We start from the raw sequence: 18642 nt of genomic DNA on the forward strand, positions 1-18642 counted from the left end.
GCCACCGGGCATCCCGGAGGGAGGACGTCATGCTCACGTTGGGCGACATGTGTGCGGAGCCTGACTTCTCGCTGCGTATCGTCGACGGCAGCCCGCCGGCCGCCGACCGGGTCGTCGATGCCGTACGGGTGCTGCCGGGGACTTCATGGCACCGGGATCCGCTCGGAGATGCCGGCGACGAACTGGTGGTGATCCGCCCGTTCGGGGACGGGCCCGCCGACCGGCAGTCGGGCAAGGACCAGGCCAAGCAGGCGGCCGAGCGGCTGCTGCGGGAGCTGGCACGGCAGCGGGCCACGGCCCTGGTCGTGGCCGTCGACCGGCACGGGGCCGCGTCCGTGCCGGCGGCGATCCGCATCTCGGCGGCCCGGCTGAACCTGCCGCTGCTGACCACGACGAAGTCGCTCCAGCAGTGGAGCGAACTGGCCCCGCGGCTGCGCGAGTACCGCCGTCGGCACGCGGAGTGGCAGGCCGAACAGCTCGCCGCCCTGCTGAACCGGCTGCCCGACCGGCTCGACGACGCGGACGTGGCGGTGATGCAGCGGGTCGCCGACTGGCTGGCGGCGGCGCTGGAGGGGGAGGTGCTGGTCAGCGATCCGCAGCGGGGTGTGCTGGCCGCGTCGCCGGCGACGGCGCCGGGGACGTTTGCGCCGCTGCTGATGGCCCGGAGCGTGGAGCCGTCCGGTGCCCCGTCGCCGAACACGAGGTTCGTGCCGCTCGCCGGCGCGGGTTCGGGCACGGTGCTTGCGGTGACCGCGCGCCGCCCGTTCGACGATGCCGGGACCGATCTGACGCGGCACGCGGCGAAGGTGCTGGGCCTGATCGACCAGGCGGGCCGACGCCACCACCAAGTGGCTGACGCCGAGCGGGAGTTGAAGCTGAGCGCCTTCCAGCTGCTCATGATCGGCGAGGAGGCCGCCGCCCAGCGGGTGATGGCGCCGCTCGCGCCGGGACTGCTCGACATGGAGTTCGTACGGGTGTACGTGATCGACTGTGCGGACGAGGACCGGGAGATCACCGCCCGGCTCGGTGAACGCGCGGTCGCCGACCACGCGTTGCTGGTGCGCTGCCCGGCCTTCAACCACCTGATCGTGATCGACCCGGCGCGCGACGGCGCCCCCGGGAACACGTACGACACTTCGGCCATGCCTTCAGGTATGACTTCGGGGACGCCTTCGGAGACGGCCGAAGCACTGCGACGGATCGTCACCTCGCTGCCCAGCCACCGTATGGGCGGCAGCCGGGTGCGCGAGCTGGGCGGCGTCGCGGACGCCTACGAGGAGGCCCGCAACGCCCTCGCGCAGGCGAGCCGGCTGCCCGACCGGGTCGCGCTCGCCGAAGACCGGATGCATCTCGTCGACGTACTGCCCCCGAAGACGGCACGCCGCTGGGCCGGAACGCTGCTGCACCCCCTGCTGACCCTGCCCATGAGCCGCCGCGATCAGCTGCTGCGCACCCTGGACCTGGGCCTGGAGGTCCGGCACAAGGCGGCCGGCCGGCTGCTGGGCATCCACCGCAACACGGTGACGCACCGCATGAACAGCTGCTTCGACCTGCTGGGCCTCGACCGTGACAGCGTCCTGAACCAGATCGTGGTGTCGGCGGCCCTCAAGATCGTCATCGCGCACGGCCACGACGACCTCTCGACCGACCCGGAGGCCGACTTCGTGGCGATGGTGTCCGTACCCGAGGTGCGGGCCTGGGCGGAGTCGTTCCTGCACCCGCTGAAGGACGACCCCCGCGACCTCCCACGCACCCTGCGCGCCTGGCTGGAGAACGACACCCACGTGGAGTCGACGGCCACGGCTCTGGACATCTCCCCCGCGACGGTACGCGCTCACCTCCGCACCGCCGCCCCCCTCATCCAACGCGAACTCACCTTGGACCTGGACGGCGACAGCCTCCCGGACGACGACGAACACGTACTGAGCGGAGTACGCCCGTTGGCCTTCGCCCTCCACGCCACGACGGGCCGCCCCCTCCTGCCGTCCCGCCCTGTGCACGGCTGACGAATTCGCCCCTCCGGTTGTGCGTGAGGGGCGCCGCCCGTGCACCGGGTGGGCGCGACCCCCGGTAACCGTGCACACGTGACGTGGCACGGATCGTCGGCGATGCCTAGCGTGAGCGTCGTTCGTTCCTCTGCCGGGGGAGAACGGGGGACGGGACGGGGGAACGTATGTCCGGGGCGGGGTGATCTCACTCCCGCCCCGGACATACGGACGACTGGGCGGCCCGAGGGGGGTAGAGCCCGGGCGGCCGGTTCGCCTGCGTCAGAGGGCCACGAGATCGACGACGTTGATCACGACGTGGCGGTTCGATACGACGTACGTGATGAATCCGCCCTTGAAAGCAGCCGACCAGCTGTTGTCACGGTTGCTGATCGCAGGCGGACCGAAGGGGTTCAGGCTGAGCCGTTTCTCGAGTACCTCCAGCGACGCACGCTGGGGCGAGGCCAAGGCCGCCTTGCACTGTGCCGCACGATCCACGTACCTGATGGCGTACGCGCTCACCCACACCTGCCCACATCGATGGGCTGGTTGTCGGCGTCGTACGCATTGCCGTCCGCGTCGCGGAAGATCACGCCATCGGTGTCGCCCTCAGCCATGGCCTTGACGGTCTGTTCCACCTCGTCGATGTAGCCGGGCGTCGCGCAGGCGCAGGCGAAGGGGAACCACTTGTCGATCACGTCGTCGAGCGCCGAGTGATCGAAGTCCGCCGCCGCGCTCAGCCAGTCCTGCTCGAAGGCCTGCAACCAGTCGGGGCGCCGCTGCAGCGCTGCGCGAATCGCCTCCGGCGTTCTCTCGCAAGAGTTCGGATCCACCTCGTGGGCCATGATCGGTTTCTCTTCTCCGGCGTGGAGCGTGTGTGGTGACCGGACCTCCACGGTAGAGCGTTGCCGGTGTTGATCGCTGATGGATACGACTGTCACGGTTCACTCGCCTCGGCAATCGGTCATCTGGATGCGGGCGCCTCGGCTGGCCGCGATGCGAAGTACGTCTCCCAGGGACTCCGCCGCCCTCGTGAGCGCGAAGCGCACGGCTCGTTCACCGGCCTTGGCGTCCGCGAGCACTGCTTTGGCTCCTGCGAGTACCTGTTCTCCGGAGCGGAGTTGGGCCTCTTCCACGTCGTCGGCGAGCAGGGAGAGCCTGCTTTCGTCGTTGTCGGTGCTGAGGTAGCAGGGGTTGCCCTCGGGGGTCGTCCAGGGGAGCAGGCGGAGCGTTGTCATGCGGGGAGCTCCACTCCGTGGATGCGGCGGGGGCCTGCGTCGATGCCCTGCACGGCCAGCCAGAGCTCGCGACGCCGTCGGCGTTGCAATCGCCGTTCCCGGTAGGTCAGTTGGGGCGAGGGCGCTCGGTGGCGGCCCTGCGCGGGCAGCAGTACTCGTAGCAAAGCCATCAGCAGTGACTCGCAGAGTTCCGCGATACGTGCGCTCATGTCGGCGCTCCTTCTTGCCGGTTGACATCGTCGTGACGAGCGTTGATTACCGTTCGTGCCCAGATCGTCACAGGCTCGGCGTACTCTGCGGAAGAGGTTCGGTGTTGCCTGGGGCGCCAGGCAACGGGGAGGGGTGACATGGGCGAAGTCGTTGACGGAAAGCGGGAGTCGGGGCGCGCTGTGCTCGGGCGGACGCTGAAGTTCCTGCGCGAGCAGGCCGGGAAGTCGCTGGGGCAACTGGCCGAGGAGACCGGGTACGACAAGAGCTACCTGAGCCGACTGGAGTCGGGTGAGCGGCTGTCCAAGGTGACGGTCATGGAGGACCTGGACGGGTATTACGGGGCCGGTGACCTGCTGGTCAGGCACTGGCAGGCGGCGCGGTTCGATGCCTTCAAGGACCAGTACAAGGAGTTCATGGAGCTGGAGGCGACGGCGCGGGTCATACGGGTGTTCACGCCAGCGGTGCCGGGCCTGCTGCAGACCGAGGACTTTGCCCGAAAGGTGTTGTCTGGGGCTCAGACAACGGCTGACGGTGACGAGGCCGTCGAGGAGCAGGTGGCGGCACGGCTGGGGCGGCAGTACCTCCTACGTCAGAAGCCGGAACCCGACGTCCGCATCGTCATGGACGAGTTCGCGCTTCGGCGTCCCGCTGCCCGTGCCAAGATCTGGCACGATCAGCTACTTCATCTTGAGGCTGCCGCGATGTGGGCCAACATGACGCTCCACGTACTGCCGTTCTCCGCGGGAGCGCACCACCATATGACCGGGTCGCTGACTCTGCTCTGGCAGAGAGACGGAAGCGCCGTTGCCTACAAGGAAGGCAACGGTTGCAGTCGGCTGATCGAGGAACCGGACGAGGTTCTGCGCCAGCGCTTGTCCTACGATCGGCTTCGCGATCTGGCGCTGTCCCCGTCGGACTCGCTCGCGTTCATCAGGGACGTACTGGAGGAGCACAGATCATGACGCGCACCCCCGACCTCAGCACCGCCTTGTGGCACAAGTCGAGCTACAGCGAAGGGGGAGCCAACGACTGTGTCGAGGTCGCCGACGGATACCCCGGCATAGTCCCGGTCCGCGACAGCAAGGTCCCGGACGGCGGGGTGCTCCTGTTCGGGTCGATCTCGTGGGAGTCCTTCCTCGTCTGTCTCGGGCGCGGAGAGCCGCCGTTGACTTTCCCCTCCGTTCGGGCACGCGGCGGGCTCTAGAACGGCTCCGCCGCCCGCAGTACCCGCGTCGGCAGATACGGCGACGTGACCCGGATGTTCCAGCCGCGGCGCCGCGCATGGCAGGTCAGCGCCAGGATGTCCAGGTTGATCGCGGCGTCGCAGTCCGTTGCGCGGTCGGCGACCCGGTGGTGGTCGCGGTGGGCTTCCAGGGCGTCGAGAAGAGCGAGGTTGAAGCTTTCCTCGTCGCCCTCGACGAGTTGGGAAAAGAGGACGGCCGGGGGCGGGAGGAAGGTCTGGTCCTTCGCCTTCTCGTAGTCCCGTAGCGCGCGGTCCGTGGCGGGTTCCGGGTCCTCGCCGCGCAGGTAGTCGTGCAGGGCCTCACGGTACGAGGCGAAGAGGGACCCGTCCTTGTGAGCGCGCGTCGGGCCGGCGAGGACCAGCGGTGCCAGGTCCTCGCGGCGGCCCGTGATCAGGGCGAAGTCGACGGCCTTGTGCCAGGAGCCCGGCCCGGCTTCCTCGTCGAGGCCAGCGGGATACCTCACCGTCGTACCGTCGATCGTCACCTCGACGTCGGTGCCGGGTTCCGCGAGAGTCGTACGGAAGAGCGCGGCGCCCAACTCCGCGGCGAGCCGCAGGTTTCCGAGCTGGAGGTCCGTGACGTCGGTGGAGTGCGAGGCGCGGGTCTTGAAGAGGATCTCCTGGTCGGTCATCGCGTGCGCCAGCTGCCAGACGGCGAGTTGCTCGCCGGGCACCGGCGTGAAGGCCTCTCTGGTGAACCGCTCGAACTGGGCCGCGCTCTCGAGGGTCAGCGGCTGCGGATCCACGGGACGCTCGAACTCGACCACTCCGTGGGCCAGTTCGATGATCGCGTCCGCGCGCCGGTCACGGCCGTACGGACCCACCCTCGGCGGCGCGGTCTCGAAACCGGTGACCAGCGCGCGCGGGAGGTAGTCGGTGTCGACGGGGAGCGGCCAGCCCTCGCGGCGGTGGGCGAGGGCCGTCAGGGCGAGGGGGAGAAGCGGCAGCAGGGTGCTCGGGGAGGCGCCCTGGCCGGGGAGGGCGGCGTGCGGAAGGAGGAGACTCACGACCGCGGTGCCGAAGGCTTCCTGATCGCCCACAGTGAGGGCCCGCAGGGCGTACAGCGCGGTGGTGTGTGGCCGGTCGAGCAGGTCCTCGGTCACCTCGGCGTCCTGGAGCCAGATTCGGGCCAGTGCCGCGTTGATTGCTGCCAGCTTCTCCTCGCGGGACGGCGGGTGGTTCGTGTCGTCGTCTCCGGTGTCGCCGATGACGTACGCCATGAAGCCGTTGATCAGCTCGGCGTCGGGGTGTCCGGCCCGATCCTTCTGGGGATGTTCGCGGGCGAAGTGGAATGCCTCGCCGTGCCATTGGGCCTTGTCGGCGAGAACGGCCAGGCAGAAGGCGTCGAGCCACTGAGCAGCGGTGACCGACTCGGCGCTGCCCTCGGACCCGGCGTCGTAGACCATGCCCCAGTTGACGTAGTTGAGGAAGACCTGGAAGTGGTTGTGCGGGTAGTACGCCGCGTACGCCACGGCTCCGGCGGCGGCCTCGGCGGCGTCCTGCAACACCGCCTTCGCCTCCGGGGTGTGGAGATCGGGCGTCTCGGCAGAGAGCGCACCCAGGTAGTCGACGAACTCCTCGGCCAGCGTCCACCACTCGTACGACGTCACCGGGCCGGCCTTCGACATCGACCGGACCTGCGAGCCGATGCGGTTGGTGAAGTCCTCGCGTACGGCCGAGACCGCCGCCTCACCGACCCGGTGCCGCTCTATTCGCTCCGCTCGCATTGCCCGCTCCCCCCGTTCAAGATCCGGCCCCAGCCTAAATCGCGTCGGCAGCGGTCTTTCGACGGGGTGAGTTCCGGCGTGAGGGAGAGGCGCCCGTCCCGCCCGTCAGGGCGCCGACCAGTCCGTCCTGGTTCAGTGGCGGGTTCCATGTCCGGAGCGGGGTGGGATCACTCCGCTCCGGACATACGGCTGTCCCGTGGCACCCGCCGTTCGGTGGCCTCGACGTAGTCGCGGAGCGCCTCGCGGGAGCGGGTGAGGGTGTCGATCTGTTCGTCCAGCGCGCGCAGGCGTGTTCGTAGGCCTTCCAGGAGTTCGGGGCAGGGCTCGAGGTCAGGAGCCGTGCCGGTGACACAGGGCTGCAGGAACCTGATTTCCTCGGTCGACAGTCCGGCGTCGAGCAGCTTCCTGATCTGCGCCACGGTCAGGACGGCGTTGTCGGCGTACTCGCGGTAGCCGCTGGCGCCGCGGCTCGGCTCGAGCAGGCCCTGTGCCTCGTAATAGCGCAGTTGATGCGCACGGACCCCGGTCTTTCGGCTCAACTCCCCGATCAGCACGCTCAATCCCCCTTGACCTTCATACCGGTATGAATGTTGAGGATTCTTCCATGGCTGCCAAGCCACTTGGAGGGAGCACATGATGAAGAATCGCGATGCAAGCCACACTCCCGTGACGGTCATAGGCCTGGGGCTGATGGGCCAGGCGCTGGCCGGAGCGTTCTTGCGCGACGGCTACCCCACGACGGTGTGGAACCGCACGGCGGCGAAGGCCGACCAGCTTGTCGCCCAGGGCGCGAAGCTCGCCGACTCGGCCCGCGACGCTGTCGCGGCCAGTCCGCTCGTGGTCGTCTGCGTCTCGGACTACGACGCCGTGCACGAACTCCTCGATCCGGTGGGCGAGGTCCTCGACGGCCGGGTCCTGGTGAACCTGACCTCGGGAACCTCGGCACAGGCCCGCGAGACCGCCGAGTGGGCGGCACGGCAGGGGAGCACCTACCTCGACGGCGCGATCATGGCCATCCCTGAGGCCATCGGCACGGCGGACGCCGTCATCGTCTGCAGCGGGCCGCGGTCTGCCTTCGACCTGCACGAGCCGGCCCTGAAGAGCCTCGCCGCGGAAACGACGCACCTCGGCGACGACCACAGCCTGTCGGCGGTGTATGAAGCGGCTGTGCTGAGCCTGATGTGGAGCATCGGGAACGGCTTCCTGCAAGGTGCCGCCATGCTCGGCGCGGCGGGGGTCGACGCCGCGACGTTCGCCCCGCTCGCGAAAAAGGGAATCGAGACCGTGACCGGCTGGCTGCCCGGTTACGCCCAGCAGATCGACGACGGCACGTATCCGCCCCTCGACGCGACCATCGACACTCACCTGGCCGCGATGGACCACCTCATCGACGAGAGCGAGTTCCTCGGCGTCAATGCCGAATTTCCAAGGCTCATCAAGGCGCTGACCGACCGGGCAGTGGCCGAGGGACACGGCGACGACGGCTACGCAGCGCTGATCGAACAGTTCCGCAAGCCTTCATGACCGGCTCAGATGCCGACGCCGGGGGCCGCCGACGCCCCCGGCAAGCGGATCGTTGCACCGCGCCGCCGCCCTCCGTCGGTGGCAATGTCACGTCGCTGCCCGATCGTCTTGCCGCAGAGCCCTCGGTTGTCAGAGCCCTCGGTCGTCGGGGCCGTCAGGCAGGTGGCCAGCTCTGCAGGGCCATGTCGGCCACCTGCTGGAGTTGGTCGCGGGTGGCGCCGCCGGCGGCTTGGACGGCGATGCCGTTCGCCACGGTCATGAGGTAGCGGGCGAGTAGTTCGGGGTCGGTGCCGGGGGGCAGGTCGCCTTCGTCGACGGCTTGCCGGAACCGGTCGCGGAGAAGGGAGGTGTGCTCGTTGCGCCAGACGATGAGATCGTCGCGGGCGTTGCGTCCCGGGTCGCCGGCGGCGAGGGACCCTTGGACGCCGAGGCACCCGGCGGGGCAGCCGGGGCGGGTGGTGGCCCGGACGGAGCCGTTCAGGAACGCGGTGGCCACCTGCCGGGCGGTCGGTTCTTGCAGGGCCCGGGCCCCGTACGAGGCGGGGCCTTCGGTGTAGCGCTCCAGGGCCTTCCGGAACAGGTCCTCCTTGTTGCCGAAGGCCGCGTACATGCTGGTGCGGGTGATTCCCATGGCGTTGGTCAGATCGGTGAGGCCGGCGCCTTCGTAGCCCTGTTGCCAAAAGACCCGCATGGCGTGTTCGAGGGCCTCGTCGGCGTCGAAACCCCTCGGCCGGCCGATCGGTGCCTTCTGCCGCGTCTCCATGCGATCGATCATACCTCTTCCGTACTGATCGGTGCAGATGCGCTACGGTCCCGTTCGGTATCGATCGGTACTGAATTTTGTGGAGGTCATTCGCATGGGGCAGCTTGAAGGCAAGACCGCAGTCGTCACCGGCGGCGGCACCGGGATCGGCCTGGCCACCGCCGTTCGGCTGGCGGCCGAGGGCGGTCACGTGTTCATCACCGGCCGGCGCAAGGACGTACTGGACGCGGCCGTCGAGACCATCGGCCCGGCACGGGCCACCGCGGTGGTGGGTGATATCTCCAACTTGGCCGACCTGGACCGGCTCTATGCCACGGTCCGCGCCCGGGGCCGGGGCCTGGACGTGTTGTTCGCCAATGCCGGCACCGCTTCGTTCGCGACGCTGCAGCAGGTCACCGAGGACCACTTCGAGGAGACCTTCAACGTCAACGTCCGGGGCACATTGTTCACGGTGCAGAAGGCGCTGCCGCTGCTCAACGACGGCGCGTCGGTGATCCTGAACTCCTCGGTGCGCGCCGATGACGGTGTCGCGGCGTTCGGCACGTATGCGGCCTCCAAGGCGGCGATACGGTCCTTCGCCCGGACCTGGGCCAACGAGCTCAAGGACCGCGGCATCCGGGTCAACGCGATCTCCCCGGGCACCATCGACACTCCTGGACTCGACGCCGTGGCCGCAGGAGGCGCGCCCCTCACCAAGTCACAGTTCGCCGCAGGCGTCCCACTGGGCCGGATCGGGCGCCCGGACGAGGTCGCCGACGTGGTGGCTTTCCTCGCTTCCGCTCAGAGCAGTTTCATCCTCGGAGCCAATCTGTACGTCGACGGCGGCGAGAACCAGATCTGACCGGCGGACGACATCCGTCGCGCGATCACCAGCGGCGCCGTCACGAGCGGCGACGACCGTGACTGACCGAGAAAGTGACAAGCTCGCCATCCGCAACGAGGCGACCATGCTGGCCGTAGTCCTCAACGAACAGCTATGACCAGCACTTCCCCATCAGAACCAACTACCCCAACCACCTTGTGACGCACGTCACGGGAAGGCGGCACCTCCTGCCGTACAGCTCATAGAGGTGACCACTCATATGCGAACCCGGGTACGGGCCGGGGATTCGAGCGCTTACGCCGAGCTCTTCGACACGTACTCCCGCGCGGTGTACAACCACGCGTTCCGGCTGACCGCGGACTGGTCGACGGCCGAGGACGTGATGGCCGCGACCTTCATGGAGGCTTGGCGGCTGCGGGACGGGGTCGACCCCGAGGGTGGCTCCCTACGGCCCTGGCTGCTGGGCATCGCCACGAACACGGCGCGCAACCAGTACCGCAGCAACCGGCGCTACCGCCGTGCCGCGAACGCCGCCGCGGCGGCGGAGCTATCCGTGCCCGACCACGCCGACGAGGTCGCCGACCGCGTCGACGACCGGCGCCGCCTCGCCACCGCCCTCACCGCGCTGGCGGCCCTGCGTAGACCCGAGCGCGAGGTCATCGCGCTCTGCCTGGGGGAGGGACTCGACTACGAGGCCGCGGCGGAGGCGCTGGGCATCCCGGTGGGCACCGTCGCCTCCCGGCTCTCCCGGGCCCGTAAGAAGCTGCGCGCGATCGCCGAGGCCCAACTGGCGCGTCCCGAAAGCGACTTGGGTCGCCCCGCTCCCGAAACCGCACTCGAGAAAGTTCGTGGAAAACGGGAAGGACCCCGCCCCGCCCGACAGACAAGAGGCGATCACATGAACGCGATCCGGCCCGCACAGGAAGGAAACCGATGAACGCGAACACGTCCCGGCAGCACCCTGCCGAGTGGGACCAGGAGGCACAGCTCCTCTCCCAGACGGCGCGTGACCTGCCGACGGGCCGCCACGAGTTCCACAAGGAGCGTCTGATGGCCCAGATCCACGAGCAGATCCAGCGGGAAGAGCGGGAAGAGCGGGAAGAGCGGGAAGAGCGCACGGCGGCCACGGCGGTGCCCGGGAAGGCACGACGATTCCGGTTGCCGCGCCCGGCGATCATGCTGCCCGCGATGGCGGCCGCCCTGTCCGCGGTGGTCGTCGCCGGGATATTGACGCGCGGCGGTGGCGAAGGGGTGCGGGAGAGCGGCGTCGCCACCGGCCCGGCCCTGACCACCGACCTCGGTACCGCGACCACGAAGGGGGTGCCCCAGCTGATCGACCAGATCTCACTGGCGGCTGCCGAAAGCGACCACCCGACCGTCAAGCCCGGCCAGTACATCTACATCGAGTCCGTGCTGGCCGACACCTTCCTGAAGACCGTCGACGACAAGACCAGTCTGGCCAGCCACAAACTGCACCGCCGCCAGATCTGGAACTCCCCGGACGGCGTCAAGGGCTGGCTGATCGACCCCGCCGTCAACGACAGCCCGGAGGGCGAGACCCTGAGCCTGCCCGACGAGCAGGGCAACACCCCGAAGGCGCATCTCGGCAGCCCGTCGTACGACTACCTGGCCAAGCTGACCACCAACCCCGACGCACTGCTGGCCAAGATCTACAAGGAGACCAAGGGCCAGGGGAACTCCCCCGATCAGCAGGCCTTCACCACCATCGGTGACTTGCTCGGTGAGAGCTACCCGCCGCCGGAGCTCTACTCGGCACTGTTCGAGGCCGCCGCCAGGATTCCGGGCGTCGTCGTCGTCGACGACGCGGTGGACGCGGCCGGCCGGCACGGAGTGGCGGTGGCCCGGCTGGACGAGATGAGCGGGCAGCGCGAGGAGTGGATCTTCGACAAGAAGACCCATGTCTACCTTGGCTCGCGCAGTGTCCAGGTGAAGCAGCTCAAGGGAGTGGACGCCCTGATGAAGCCCGGCACAGTGACCTTCACCAGGGCCATCAAGAACCGCGCCGTGGTCGACGACATGAAGCAGACACCGTCACAGGCGGGCTGAGGCCGGCCCTTCCGGGCCCGCCTCAGTCCAGCACGGGCGGCGGTGTCGGGGCGCCGGGCAACCGGATGGTCGCCACCGTTCCGCCGCCCTCCGCCGGCGTCAACGACACCTCACCACCCGCCTGTTGGACCGTACGTGCCACGATCGACAGGCCCAGGCCCGAGCCCGGCAGGGCGCGGGCCGAGGGGGAGCGCCAGAAGCGGTCGAAGACGTGGGGGAGGTCCTCGGTGGGGATGCCGGGGCCGTGATCCCGGACCGTTAGTTCGCCGGCCTTGAGGTTCACGTCGATCGTGGCGCCGTCCGGGCTGAACTTCACCGCGTTGTCGAGGACGTTCACGATCGCCCGCTCCAACGCTGTGGGTTCGGCGCGTACGTACCAGGGCTGGACGTCCGCCGTGATCGTCAGTTCCGGGCCGCGGAGGCGGGCGCGGCGCAGCGCCGACTCCACCGTTTCCTGGAGGTCCAGGATCTGGACGCGGTCACCCTGCTGGCCCGAGTCCGAGCGGGACAGTTCCTGCAAGTCGCCGATCAGGGACGCCAGTTCGCTCATCTGGGCCTTCACGGAGTTCAGGAGCGCCTTGCGGTCCTCGGGCGGGATCGCCCGGCCCGTCTCCTCGCTGCGGCTGAGGAGTTCGATGTTCGTACGGAGTGAGGTCAGGGGCGTACGGAGTTCGTGGCCCGCGTCCGCGATCAGTTGCTGTTGCAGGTCGCGGGACGAAGCCAGTGACGCCGTCATCGAGTTGAAGGAGCGGGACAGGCGGGCGATCTCGTCCTCGCTGTCGTCCTCCACCGGGATGCGGATGGTGAGGTCTTCGGTGCGGGCCACGTGCTCGACCGCGTCCGTGAGTTGGTCTACGGGGCGGAGACCGGCGCGGGCGACCCACAGGCCCGCCAGTCCCGCGCCCACCACTCCGATGCCGGAGACGGCGAGGAGGAGCAGGGCCAGTTCGTTGAGGGTGGACTCGGTGCTGTTGAGGGGGTAGGCGATGAGGAGGGCCGTGTCCTCGGCCACGATCTGGTTGTCAACGCTCAACTCGCCGATGGGAACGGTCAGCACGCGTACGGGATTGCCGTCGCTGTCGGTGCCGTTGCGGAATCGCCCGTCGCCGGAGTAGGTGTTCTCGATCACGTCGGTGTCACTGCCGGTGACGTTCACCGTGCCCGCGGAATCGTCGAAGACGCAGGGAGTGCCGTCGGCCTTGACCAACTGGAAGTAGTAGTCATTCCGGTGCGGGAAGCCATCCACGCCCCTCGGTGTCTCGGGGCAGGCGCTGAGGAGCGTCTGGATCTGAGTGATCGACTGCGGCTTGCGCGACTTCGCCGTCAGATCCTCGTTCAGCTCGTCGTACAGCTTCCCTTGCACAATGAACCAGCAAGCCACCGATACCGCGGCCACCGCGAACGCGACCGCCGCCGCGACCAGCAGCGCCAGGCGCGAGCGTATGGGCAGCGACCGGACGCGCCGTACGACCTTCGTGACTCCGTTCACTCCGCGCCGCCCGATCGCAACACATACCCCACGCCCCGCACCGTGTGCACGAGGCGCGGCTCGCCGCCCGCCTCGGTCTTGCGGCGCAGGTACATGACGTACACATCAAGGGAGTTGGAGGAGGGCTCGAAGTCGAAGCCCCAGACGGCCTTCAGGATCTGCTCGCGGGTGAGGACCTGGCGCGGGTGCGCCATGAACATCTCCAGCAGCGTGAACTCCGTGCGGGTCAGCTCCACTTGCCGCCCGCCTCGCGTGACCTCGCGTGTGGCGAGGTCCATGCGGAGGTCGGCGAAGGTCAGGGCCTCGTTGTCCTGGGCGGCGCCCGCCACGGACGCCGCGTACGAGCTGCGGCGCAGCAGGGCGCGGATACGGGCGAAGAGCTCGTCGAGTTCGAAGGGCTTGACCAGGTAGTCGTCGGCGCCGGCGTCGAGCCCGGTCACGCGGTCGCCGACCGTGTCGCGGGCGGTGAGCATGAGGATGGGCGTGGTGGTGCCGGCGCCGCGCATCCGGCGGGCGGCGGTCAGTCCGTCCATGCGGGGCATCTGGATGTCGAGGACGACCAGGTCGGGCTGGTACGCGGTCGCCTTCTCCAGCGCGTCCGCACCGTCGACGGCGACCTCGGTGTCGTATCCCTCGAAGGCGAGGCTGCGCTGGAGTGCTTCACGCACCGCGGGCTCGTCGTCGACGATCAGGATGCGCTGGATGTCACGGTCGCCTTCGGCGGAGCTCATCGGAGTTCGTTCCTCGGGTGGAATAGGTGGTGGGGGCCGGTTCGAGCCGCCTTCAGCGTCGCACGTTTCCGGGAACGTTTGCGGCGTCGTACGGATCAAGCTCGTAAACCGGCTCAACTCCGTACGGTACGGCGGCGGGCCGACGCCCTGCGCGCGGGCCGGGCGGCGGTGACGGGCGCCGGGGCCACCTCGGGCGCCCGGGCGAGCGGCGGGTGCAGGGCGCGGGCCACATCGAGGGCGAGGGCGAAGGCGGCGGGGTCGGTGATGGCGGGCAGGGCAGCCTCGCCTGCCGCGCCGTGCGACACCTGCTTGATCGATACGTTCCTGGTCATGGCGACCTCCAAGGTCTCCGGAGCTGCTGAGTGGCAGCTCAGTGGGGGTGGCTCAGTTGTCCGAGCCGCCCGCGCGCAGCGTGTCGAGGTCGGACTTGACGGTGTTGATCGGGATGGCGAAGCCGAGGCCGGCGCTGCCCGCGCTCGCCGAGGTGGCGGAAGCCGGCGAGTACATCGCGGAGTTGATGCCGATGATGTTGCCGCTCATGTCGATCAGCGCGCCGCCGGAGTTCCCGGGGTTGAGGGAGGCGTCCGTCTGGAGCGCCTTGTACGTCGTCGTCGACGACCCGGTGTCACCGTTGAACTCCTGGCCGCCGAAGCCGAACGGCCACTGGTCGTTGCCGCCGCCCTGCCCTTGGCCCTGACCCTGGTCCTCGTCCGTGGAGACGGTGACGTCGCGGTCAAGCGCGGAGACGATGCCGCTGGTGACGGTGCCGGTCAGGCCCTCGGGGGAGCCGATCGCCACGACCTCGTCGCCCACCTTGACGCCGTCGGAGTTGCCGAGCGTCGCGGCCTTCATCCCGGAGGCGTCCTGCAGCTTGATCAGCGCGAGGTCCTTCTTGCTGTCGGTGCCGACGACCTCCGCGGAGTACGACTTGCCGTCGCTCGTCCTCACCTTGATCGAGTCGGCGCCGGAGACGACGTGGTTGTTGGTGATGATCTCGCCGTCACTGGTGATGATCACGCCGGACCCGGTGGACTCGCCCACCGCGGAGGTCGCGTTGATCTCGACGATGCTCGGGCTGACCGCCTGGGCGACCCCGGCGACGGTGCCCTTCTGGCTGGTGGGCACGACGCTCGTGGTGGTGCTGCTCGTGGCGACGTCGTTGCCGCCGCTCAGCTCCTGGAAGGCGTACGCGGTGCCACCGCCCACGGCCGCGGCGGCTATCGCCACGGCGGCCAGCAGCGCCAGCGGACCCCGGGCGCGCCGGCGGCGGGTGGCGCCGGCGGAGACCGGCTCGGTGAGGAGAGCGGTGGGGGCGGCGGCCTGCTGCGACGGGTCGTGCGCCGGGGGCGCGGTGTGCGTCGGCTCGTGTGCCTGCGCCGCGTTGTGCGTGGGTTGCGGCGCCGCGTTGTGCGTCGGCTCGTACGACGGCGGGTCGTACGCCGGCGGAGGCGGCCACTCCGGATTTACGGGGGAGGCCGCGGAGGAGCTCGCGAAAGAGGAGTGCTCCTGCTCTGAAGTGGCGTGCTCCTGCTGGGAGTACGCGGACTGCTGCTGCTGTTCGCCCTGGGGGTACTCGCCGTTGCGGCGGAAGCTCTCGGTCATGACTCAGAGCTTGGCCCGCAAGCATGAGAGCTCCCTGAGTCCATGCTGAGAAGCCCACCAGAACCGCGTTTGCCCGATATAAAGCCGCGGGCCGGTGAAGCAGGTGGAACGAGGGGTTACGGCACGGTGCTGTGACGGAAGCGGCGGACGAACACTTGTCGGCCTGCTGTGCAGCTCATGTGCAGACGGGCTCGCGTGCCGCAATCTTGGTGGGTTCACGACACGTACCCCTCTCAACACCACCCCTCTCAGGAGCCCTGAGTGATAATTGCATTGCGTGGCCGCCGAAGATCGACTTTGACGGCGGCCGCTCTCGCGCTGGCGCTGAGCTGCGCCGGCGTTCTCGCAGCACAGTCCGCGACCGCGGCGGACGAGCCGCGCGGCCTCCCGGAAGCGGGCCTCGGGCAGGCCGCACCAAAGCCCACCGCGTCCACGAAGGAACTGCGCGAACGGATCGTCGACGCCGCCGAGGACCAGGCGACCGCAGCCGAAAGCCGGACTCCGGCCGAGGGCCAGGCCCCGGCCGAGAAGCAGACCCCCTTCATCATCGGCGGCTCGGAGACGACGATCTCCAGCGCCCCGTGGATGGTCCAGCTCGGCTACCACGACGAGGCCACCGGCGAGAGCTACTTCTGTGGCGGCACCCTCGTCGCCCCGAACAAGGTCCTCACCGCCGCCCACTGCGTCGCGGGCCTGGACTGGACCGCCAACGGCGCCGTCCTGGCAGGCAGCACCGACCTCGACGACTACGCGAACGGCACCCCTGCCGGCGTCTGGGCCCAGTGGTCGCATCCGCGCTACAACGAGGCCACCATCCAGAACGACGTCGCGGTCCTCACCCTCGACCGTCCGCTGGAGCAGCAGTGGCTGCGCTTGGCCGCGTCCGACGACAGCGCGCTCTACACGCCCGGCACCACCGGCACCGTCTACGGCTGGGGCCTGACCTCCGGCGGCGAGGGCGGCGAACTCGCGGCGAAGCTGCGTAAGGCGAGCCTGCCGTTGGTCGCGGACTCGACCTGCAACAGCGCGATGCAGTCCGTACTCGGCAGCGACCGCTTCATCGAGGGCTCGATGACCTGCGCGGGCACCCCGGCGACCGGCACCGACGAGGGCACCAACAGCCCCTGCAACGGCGATTCCGGCGGCCCGCTGGTCGTCGGCGGCAAGGTCGTCGGCATCGTCTCGTGGGGTGTCGCGGGCTGCACGGCCGAGGGTGCGTACCCGGTGTTCACCAAGGTGTCCTCGTACACCTGGGCGGCCCAGCCGCGCATCGACGACACCGATCTGTCGTACGACGGCCGCGCCGACCTGCTGGCCCGTACGCCCTCGGGCGGCCTGTTCCTGCAGGAGAGCAGGGGCACTTCACTCGCGCAGCGCGCCTACCAGAACACCGGCTGGGACTACATCAGCTGGGGCATGCAGGCCGACCTGGACCGGGACTTCTACCAGGACATGATCATCCGGGACAAGGACGACGGCAAGCTGTACCGCAGCTACATGGACCACTCCACCTGGGAGTGGACCTGGATGCCGATCACCACGGTCTGGGGCGGCTACAAGTCCTACGCCATCCCCGGCGACCTGACCGGTGACGCCCGCCCCGACCTGGTCGCGGTGGACGCTGACGGCTCGACGTACGTCTACGCGGGCCGGGGCAACGGCGAGTTCAACGCCAAGGTCAAGGTCGTGGACCGCGCCTGGAAGGGCGTGAAGGTCATGGGCCGCGGCGACCTTTCCGGCGACGGCAAGCCCGACCTGCTGGTCCGCTCCCCCGACAACACCCTGTGGCTGTACCGCGGCACGGGCAAGCAGTCGGCCCCGTGGTCGGCCCGCATCCAGGCGCGTACAGGCTGGAACTTCACCTCGCTCGTCACCAACGGCGACGTCTCCGGCGACGGCATAGCCGACGTCATGGCCCGCGGCTCGGACGGCACGCTGTGGCTCTACCGGGGCACGGGCAAGGCGTCGACGGACCTGTTCTCGTCACGCGTGAGCCTGGGCACGGGCTTCAACCAGTACAACTTGCTGTTCTGAGAACCGGTGTCCCCGCGCCCCTTCAGGGGCGCGGGGCTGTGACCTTGTGCGGCTCCGCCGCGATGGGGGCCCCGCTCATGGGGGTCCTCCCGCTCGAGCGAAGCCGGGAGTGGGAGAGCAGCCGAGAGTGGGGGAGCGACCAGCCACGACGGACCGGCAGTCAAGAACAGCCCTTCCCGCGGAGCTACTCGCAGCCGCAGGACCGGCGTACCACCAGCCGTGAGGGGAAAAGCTTCAACCGCTCCTGGCGAGAGCCGACCCGCACCCCGTCGTCGAGGACCAGGTCGACCGCCGCACGGGCCATGGCCGAGCGGTCCGAGGCGACCGTCGTCATCGGCGGATCAGTAAGTGCGGCTTCCTTGATGTCGTCGAAGCCGGCGACCGCCAGCTCGCCCGGTACATCGATACGCAGCTCACGAGCCGCTCGCATCACACCGACCGCCTGGTCGTCCGTCGAGCAGAAGATCGCGGGCGGCCGCTGCGGACCGGCCAGCAGCTTCAGCCCGACCTGGTACGCGTCGTACCGGTTGTAGAGCGCCTCGAAGAGGCGACCCTCCGTGGACTTCCCGGCCTCGTGCATCGCACGCCGCCAGCCCTCGACGTGATCGGAGACGGGGTCACCGACCGTGGGGGTCTCCGCGACGCCGCCCAGACAGGCGACGTAGTCGTAGCCGTGCTCCAGGAGATGGCGGGTGACGAGCTCGGCGCCCCCTATGTCGTCCGTCACGACCGCGACGTCGTCGATCGCCTCGGGCCGCTCGTGCAGCAGCACCACCCGGGCGTCCCACGCCTCGATCTCGGCGGCGGCCAGATCGTTCAGCGCGTGGCTGACGAGGATCAGCCCGGAGACCCGCATCCCGAGGAAGGCCCGCAGATAGTGGACCTCGCGCTCGCCGACGTAGTCCGAATTGCCGACGAGCACCATCTTTCCGCGCTCGAACGCGGCCTCTTCGACCGCGTGCGCCATCTCGCCGAAGAACGGCTGGCGCGCGTCCGGCACGATCAGGCCTATGAGGTCGGTCCGCCGCGAGGCCATGGCCTGGGCGACCCGGTCGGGCCGGTACCCCAGCTCCTTGATCGCGGCGAGAACGCGCTCGCGCGTGGCCGGGGCGACCGGCCGGGGTCCGTTGTTGATGACATAGCTGACGACGGCGGTGGAAGTACCCGCCAGTCGCGCCACATCATCCCTAGTCACCTTGGCCACGC

At 69.3% G+C, this 18642-nt stretch carries 20 protein-coding genes; 8 read left to right on the forward strand and 12 right to left on the reverse strand.

Features of this window, described 5'->3' with window-relative positions; genetic code table 11:
• Window positions 1-29 precede the first annotated feature (29 nt).
• Window positions 30-2006, forward strand: coding sequence for a helix-turn-helix domain-containing protein (locus ACGFNK_RS28835; protein ID WP_393420509.1), 1977 nt, complete (start codon window positions 30-32; stop codon window positions 2004-2006).
• 261 nt (window positions 2007-2267) lie between these two features.
• On the opposite strand, the gene ACGFNK_RS28840 is transcribed toward ACGFNK_RS28835, so the two are convergent.
• From ACGFNK_RS28840 to ACGFNK_RS28855, 4 genes are all read right to left on the reverse strand, one after another.
• Window positions 2268-2507, reverse strand: a complete 240-nt coding sequence (locus ACGFNK_RS28840) for a hypothetical protein (RefSeq protein ID WP_393420511.1) — start codon at window positions 2505-2507, stop codon at window positions 2268-2270.
• Entirely contained in the window at window positions 2504-2830 is a 327-nt protein-coding gene (locus ACGFNK_RS28845; RefSeq protein WP_393420513.1) for a DUF6247 family protein, read from the reverse strand. Before ACGFNK_RS28845 ends, ACGFNK_RS28840 begins: the two co-directional genes overlap by 4 nt.
• 99 nt (window positions 2831-2929) lie before the next feature.
• On the reverse strand, window positions 2930-3223 hold the full coding sequence (locus ACGFNK_RS28850) for a hypothetical protein (protein WP_393420515.1): 294 nt from the start codon (window positions 3221-3223) through the stop codon (window positions 2930-2932).
• Window positions 3220-3432 (reverse strand): hypothetical protein, encoded by a 213-nt coding sequence (locus ACGFNK_RS28855; RefSeq protein ID WP_393420517.1) that lies wholly within the window; start codon window positions 3430-3432, stop codon window positions 3220-3222. The genes ACGFNK_RS28850 and ACGFNK_RS28855 overlap by 4 nt, the downstream gene beginning before the upstream one ends.
• Before the next feature lie 138 nt (window positions 3433-3570).
• Between ACGFNK_RS28855 and ACGFNK_RS28860 the strand changes: the two genes are divergently transcribed.
• A complete protein-coding gene (locus ACGFNK_RS28860; RefSeq protein WP_393420519.1) occupies window positions 3571-4395 on the forward strand; it encodes a helix-turn-helix domain-containing protein in 825 nt (274 codons plus the stop codon).
• The gene (locus ACGFNK_RS28865; protein ID WP_393420521.1) at window positions 4392-4637 is read left to right on the forward strand and encodes a DUF397 domain-containing protein; all 246 of its coding nucleotides are present in this window, start codon (window positions 4392-4394) and stop codon (window positions 4635-4637) included. The genes ACGFNK_RS28860 and ACGFNK_RS28865 overlap by 4 nt, the downstream gene beginning before the upstream one ends.
• On the opposite strand, the gene ACGFNK_RS28870 is transcribed toward ACGFNK_RS28865, so the two are convergent.
• Both ACGFNK_RS28870 and ACGFNK_RS28875 read right to left on the reverse strand, forming a co-directional pair.
• On the reverse strand, window positions 4634-6403 hold the full coding sequence (locus ACGFNK_RS28870; protein WP_393420523.1) for an Imm49 family immunity protein: 1770 nt from the start codon (window positions 6401-6403) through the stop codon (window positions 4634-4636). The two genes, ACGFNK_RS28865 and ACGFNK_RS28870, sit on opposite strands and share 4 nt — an antisense overlap.
• Before the next feature lie 167 nt (window positions 6404-6570).
• Entirely contained in the window at window positions 6571-6957 is a 387-nt protein-coding gene (locus ACGFNK_RS28875; RefSeq protein ID WP_393420855.1) for a MerR family transcriptional regulator, read from the reverse strand.
• 82 nt (window positions 6958-7039) lie between these two features.
• Between ACGFNK_RS28875 and ACGFNK_RS28880 the strand changes: the two genes are divergently transcribed.
• Window positions 7040-7927 (forward strand): NAD(P)-dependent oxidoreductase, encoded by an 888-nt coding sequence (locus ACGFNK_RS28880; protein ID WP_393420525.1) that lies wholly within the window; start codon window positions 7040-7042, stop codon window positions 7925-7927.
• A gap of 154 nt (window positions 7928-8081) precedes the next feature.
• Here ACGFNK_RS28880 and ACGFNK_RS28885 read toward each other — a convergent pair whose 3' ends face one another.
• Window positions 8082-8690, reverse strand: coding sequence for a TetR/AcrR family transcriptional regulator (locus ACGFNK_RS28885; protein WP_393420526.1), 609 nt, complete (start codon window positions 8688-8690; stop codon window positions 8082-8084).
• A 94-nt stretch (window positions 8691-8784) separates the two neighbouring features.
• Here ACGFNK_RS28885 and ACGFNK_RS28890 point away from each other — a divergent pair, with 94 nt between their 5' ends.
• The 3 genes from ACGFNK_RS28890 to ACGFNK_RS28900 all read left to right on the forward strand — a co-directional run bounded on the left by ACGFNK_RS28890 (window position 8785) and on the right by ACGFNK_RS28900 (window position 11580).
• The gene (locus ACGFNK_RS28890; RefSeq protein WP_393420528.1) at window positions 8785-9531 is read left to right on the forward strand and encodes an SDR family NAD(P)-dependent oxidoreductase; all 747 of its coding nucleotides are present in this window, start codon (window positions 8785-8787) and stop codon (window positions 9529-9531) included.
• A gap of 241 nt (window positions 9532-9772) precedes the next feature.
• Window positions 9773-10450 (forward strand): RNA polymerase sigma factor, encoded by a 678-nt coding sequence (locus tag ACGFNK_RS28895; RefSeq protein ID WP_386353832.1) that lies wholly within the window; start codon window positions 9773-9775, stop codon window positions 10448-10450.
• Window positions 10447-11580 (forward strand): CU044_5270 family protein, encoded by a 1134-nt coding sequence (locus ACGFNK_RS28900; RefSeq protein ID WP_393420530.1) that lies wholly within the window; start codon window positions 10447-10449, stop codon window positions 11578-11580. The genes ACGFNK_RS28895 and ACGFNK_RS28900 overlap by 4 nt, the downstream gene beginning before the upstream one ends.
• 22 nt (window positions 11581-11602) lie before the next feature.
• On the opposite strand, the gene ACGFNK_RS28905 is transcribed toward ACGFNK_RS28900, so the two are convergent.
• The 4 genes from ACGFNK_RS28905 to ACGFNK_RS28920 all read right to left on the reverse strand — a co-directional run bounded on the left by ACGFNK_RS28905 (window position 11603) and on the right by ACGFNK_RS28920 (window position 15402).
• Entirely contained in the window at window positions 11603-13069 is a 1467-nt protein-coding gene (locus ACGFNK_RS28905; protein ID WP_393420531.1) for a sensor histidine kinase, read from the reverse strand.
• The gene (locus ACGFNK_RS28910) at window positions 13066-13800 is read right to left on the reverse strand and encodes a response regulator transcription factor (protein ID WP_344386615.1); all 735 of its coding nucleotides are present in this window, start codon (window positions 13798-13800) and stop codon (window positions 13066-13068) included. Before ACGFNK_RS28910 ends, ACGFNK_RS28905 begins: the two co-directional genes overlap by 4 nt.
• Before the next feature lie 113 nt (window positions 13801-13913).
• Window positions 13914-14132: a hypothetical protein gene (locus tag ACGFNK_RS28915; protein ID WP_393420533.1), complete on the reverse strand. Its 219-nt coding sequence runs from the start codon at window positions 14130-14132 to the stop codon at window positions 13914-13916.
• A 52-nt stretch (window positions 14133-14184) separates the two neighbouring features.
• Window positions 14185-15402 (reverse strand): S1C family serine protease, encoded by a 1218-nt coding sequence (locus tag ACGFNK_RS28920; protein WP_393420535.1) that lies wholly within the window; start codon window positions 15400-15402, stop codon window positions 14185-14187.
• A 297-nt stretch (window positions 15403-15699) separates the two neighbouring features.
• On the opposite strand from ACGFNK_RS28920, the gene ACGFNK_RS28925 reads away from it, so the two are divergent.
• Window positions 15700-17436 carry a trypsin-like serine protease gene (locus ACGFNK_RS28925; protein ID WP_393420537.1) on the forward strand — a complete coding sequence of 579 codons (1737 nt, stop codon included), beginning with the start codon at window positions 15700-15702 and terminating at the stop codon, window positions 17434-17436.
• Between the two features lie 184 nt (window positions 17437-17620).
• On the opposite strand, the gene ACGFNK_RS28930 is transcribed toward ACGFNK_RS28925, so the two are convergent.
• Complete coding sequence (locus ACGFNK_RS28930; protein ID WP_386353820.1) at window positions 17621-18640, reverse strand: LacI family DNA-binding transcriptional regulator; 1020 nt, start codon at window positions 18638-18640, stop codon at window positions 17621-17623.
• Between the last annotated feature and the right edge of the window lie 2 nt (window positions 18641-18642).

Origin of the sequence: Streptomyces sp. NPDC048825 (assembly GCF_043198355.1) — a bacterium.
Taxonomy (GTDB): domain Bacteria; phylum Actinomycetota; class Actinomycetes; order Streptomycetales; family Streptomycetaceae; genus Streptomyces; species Streptomyces xiangluensis.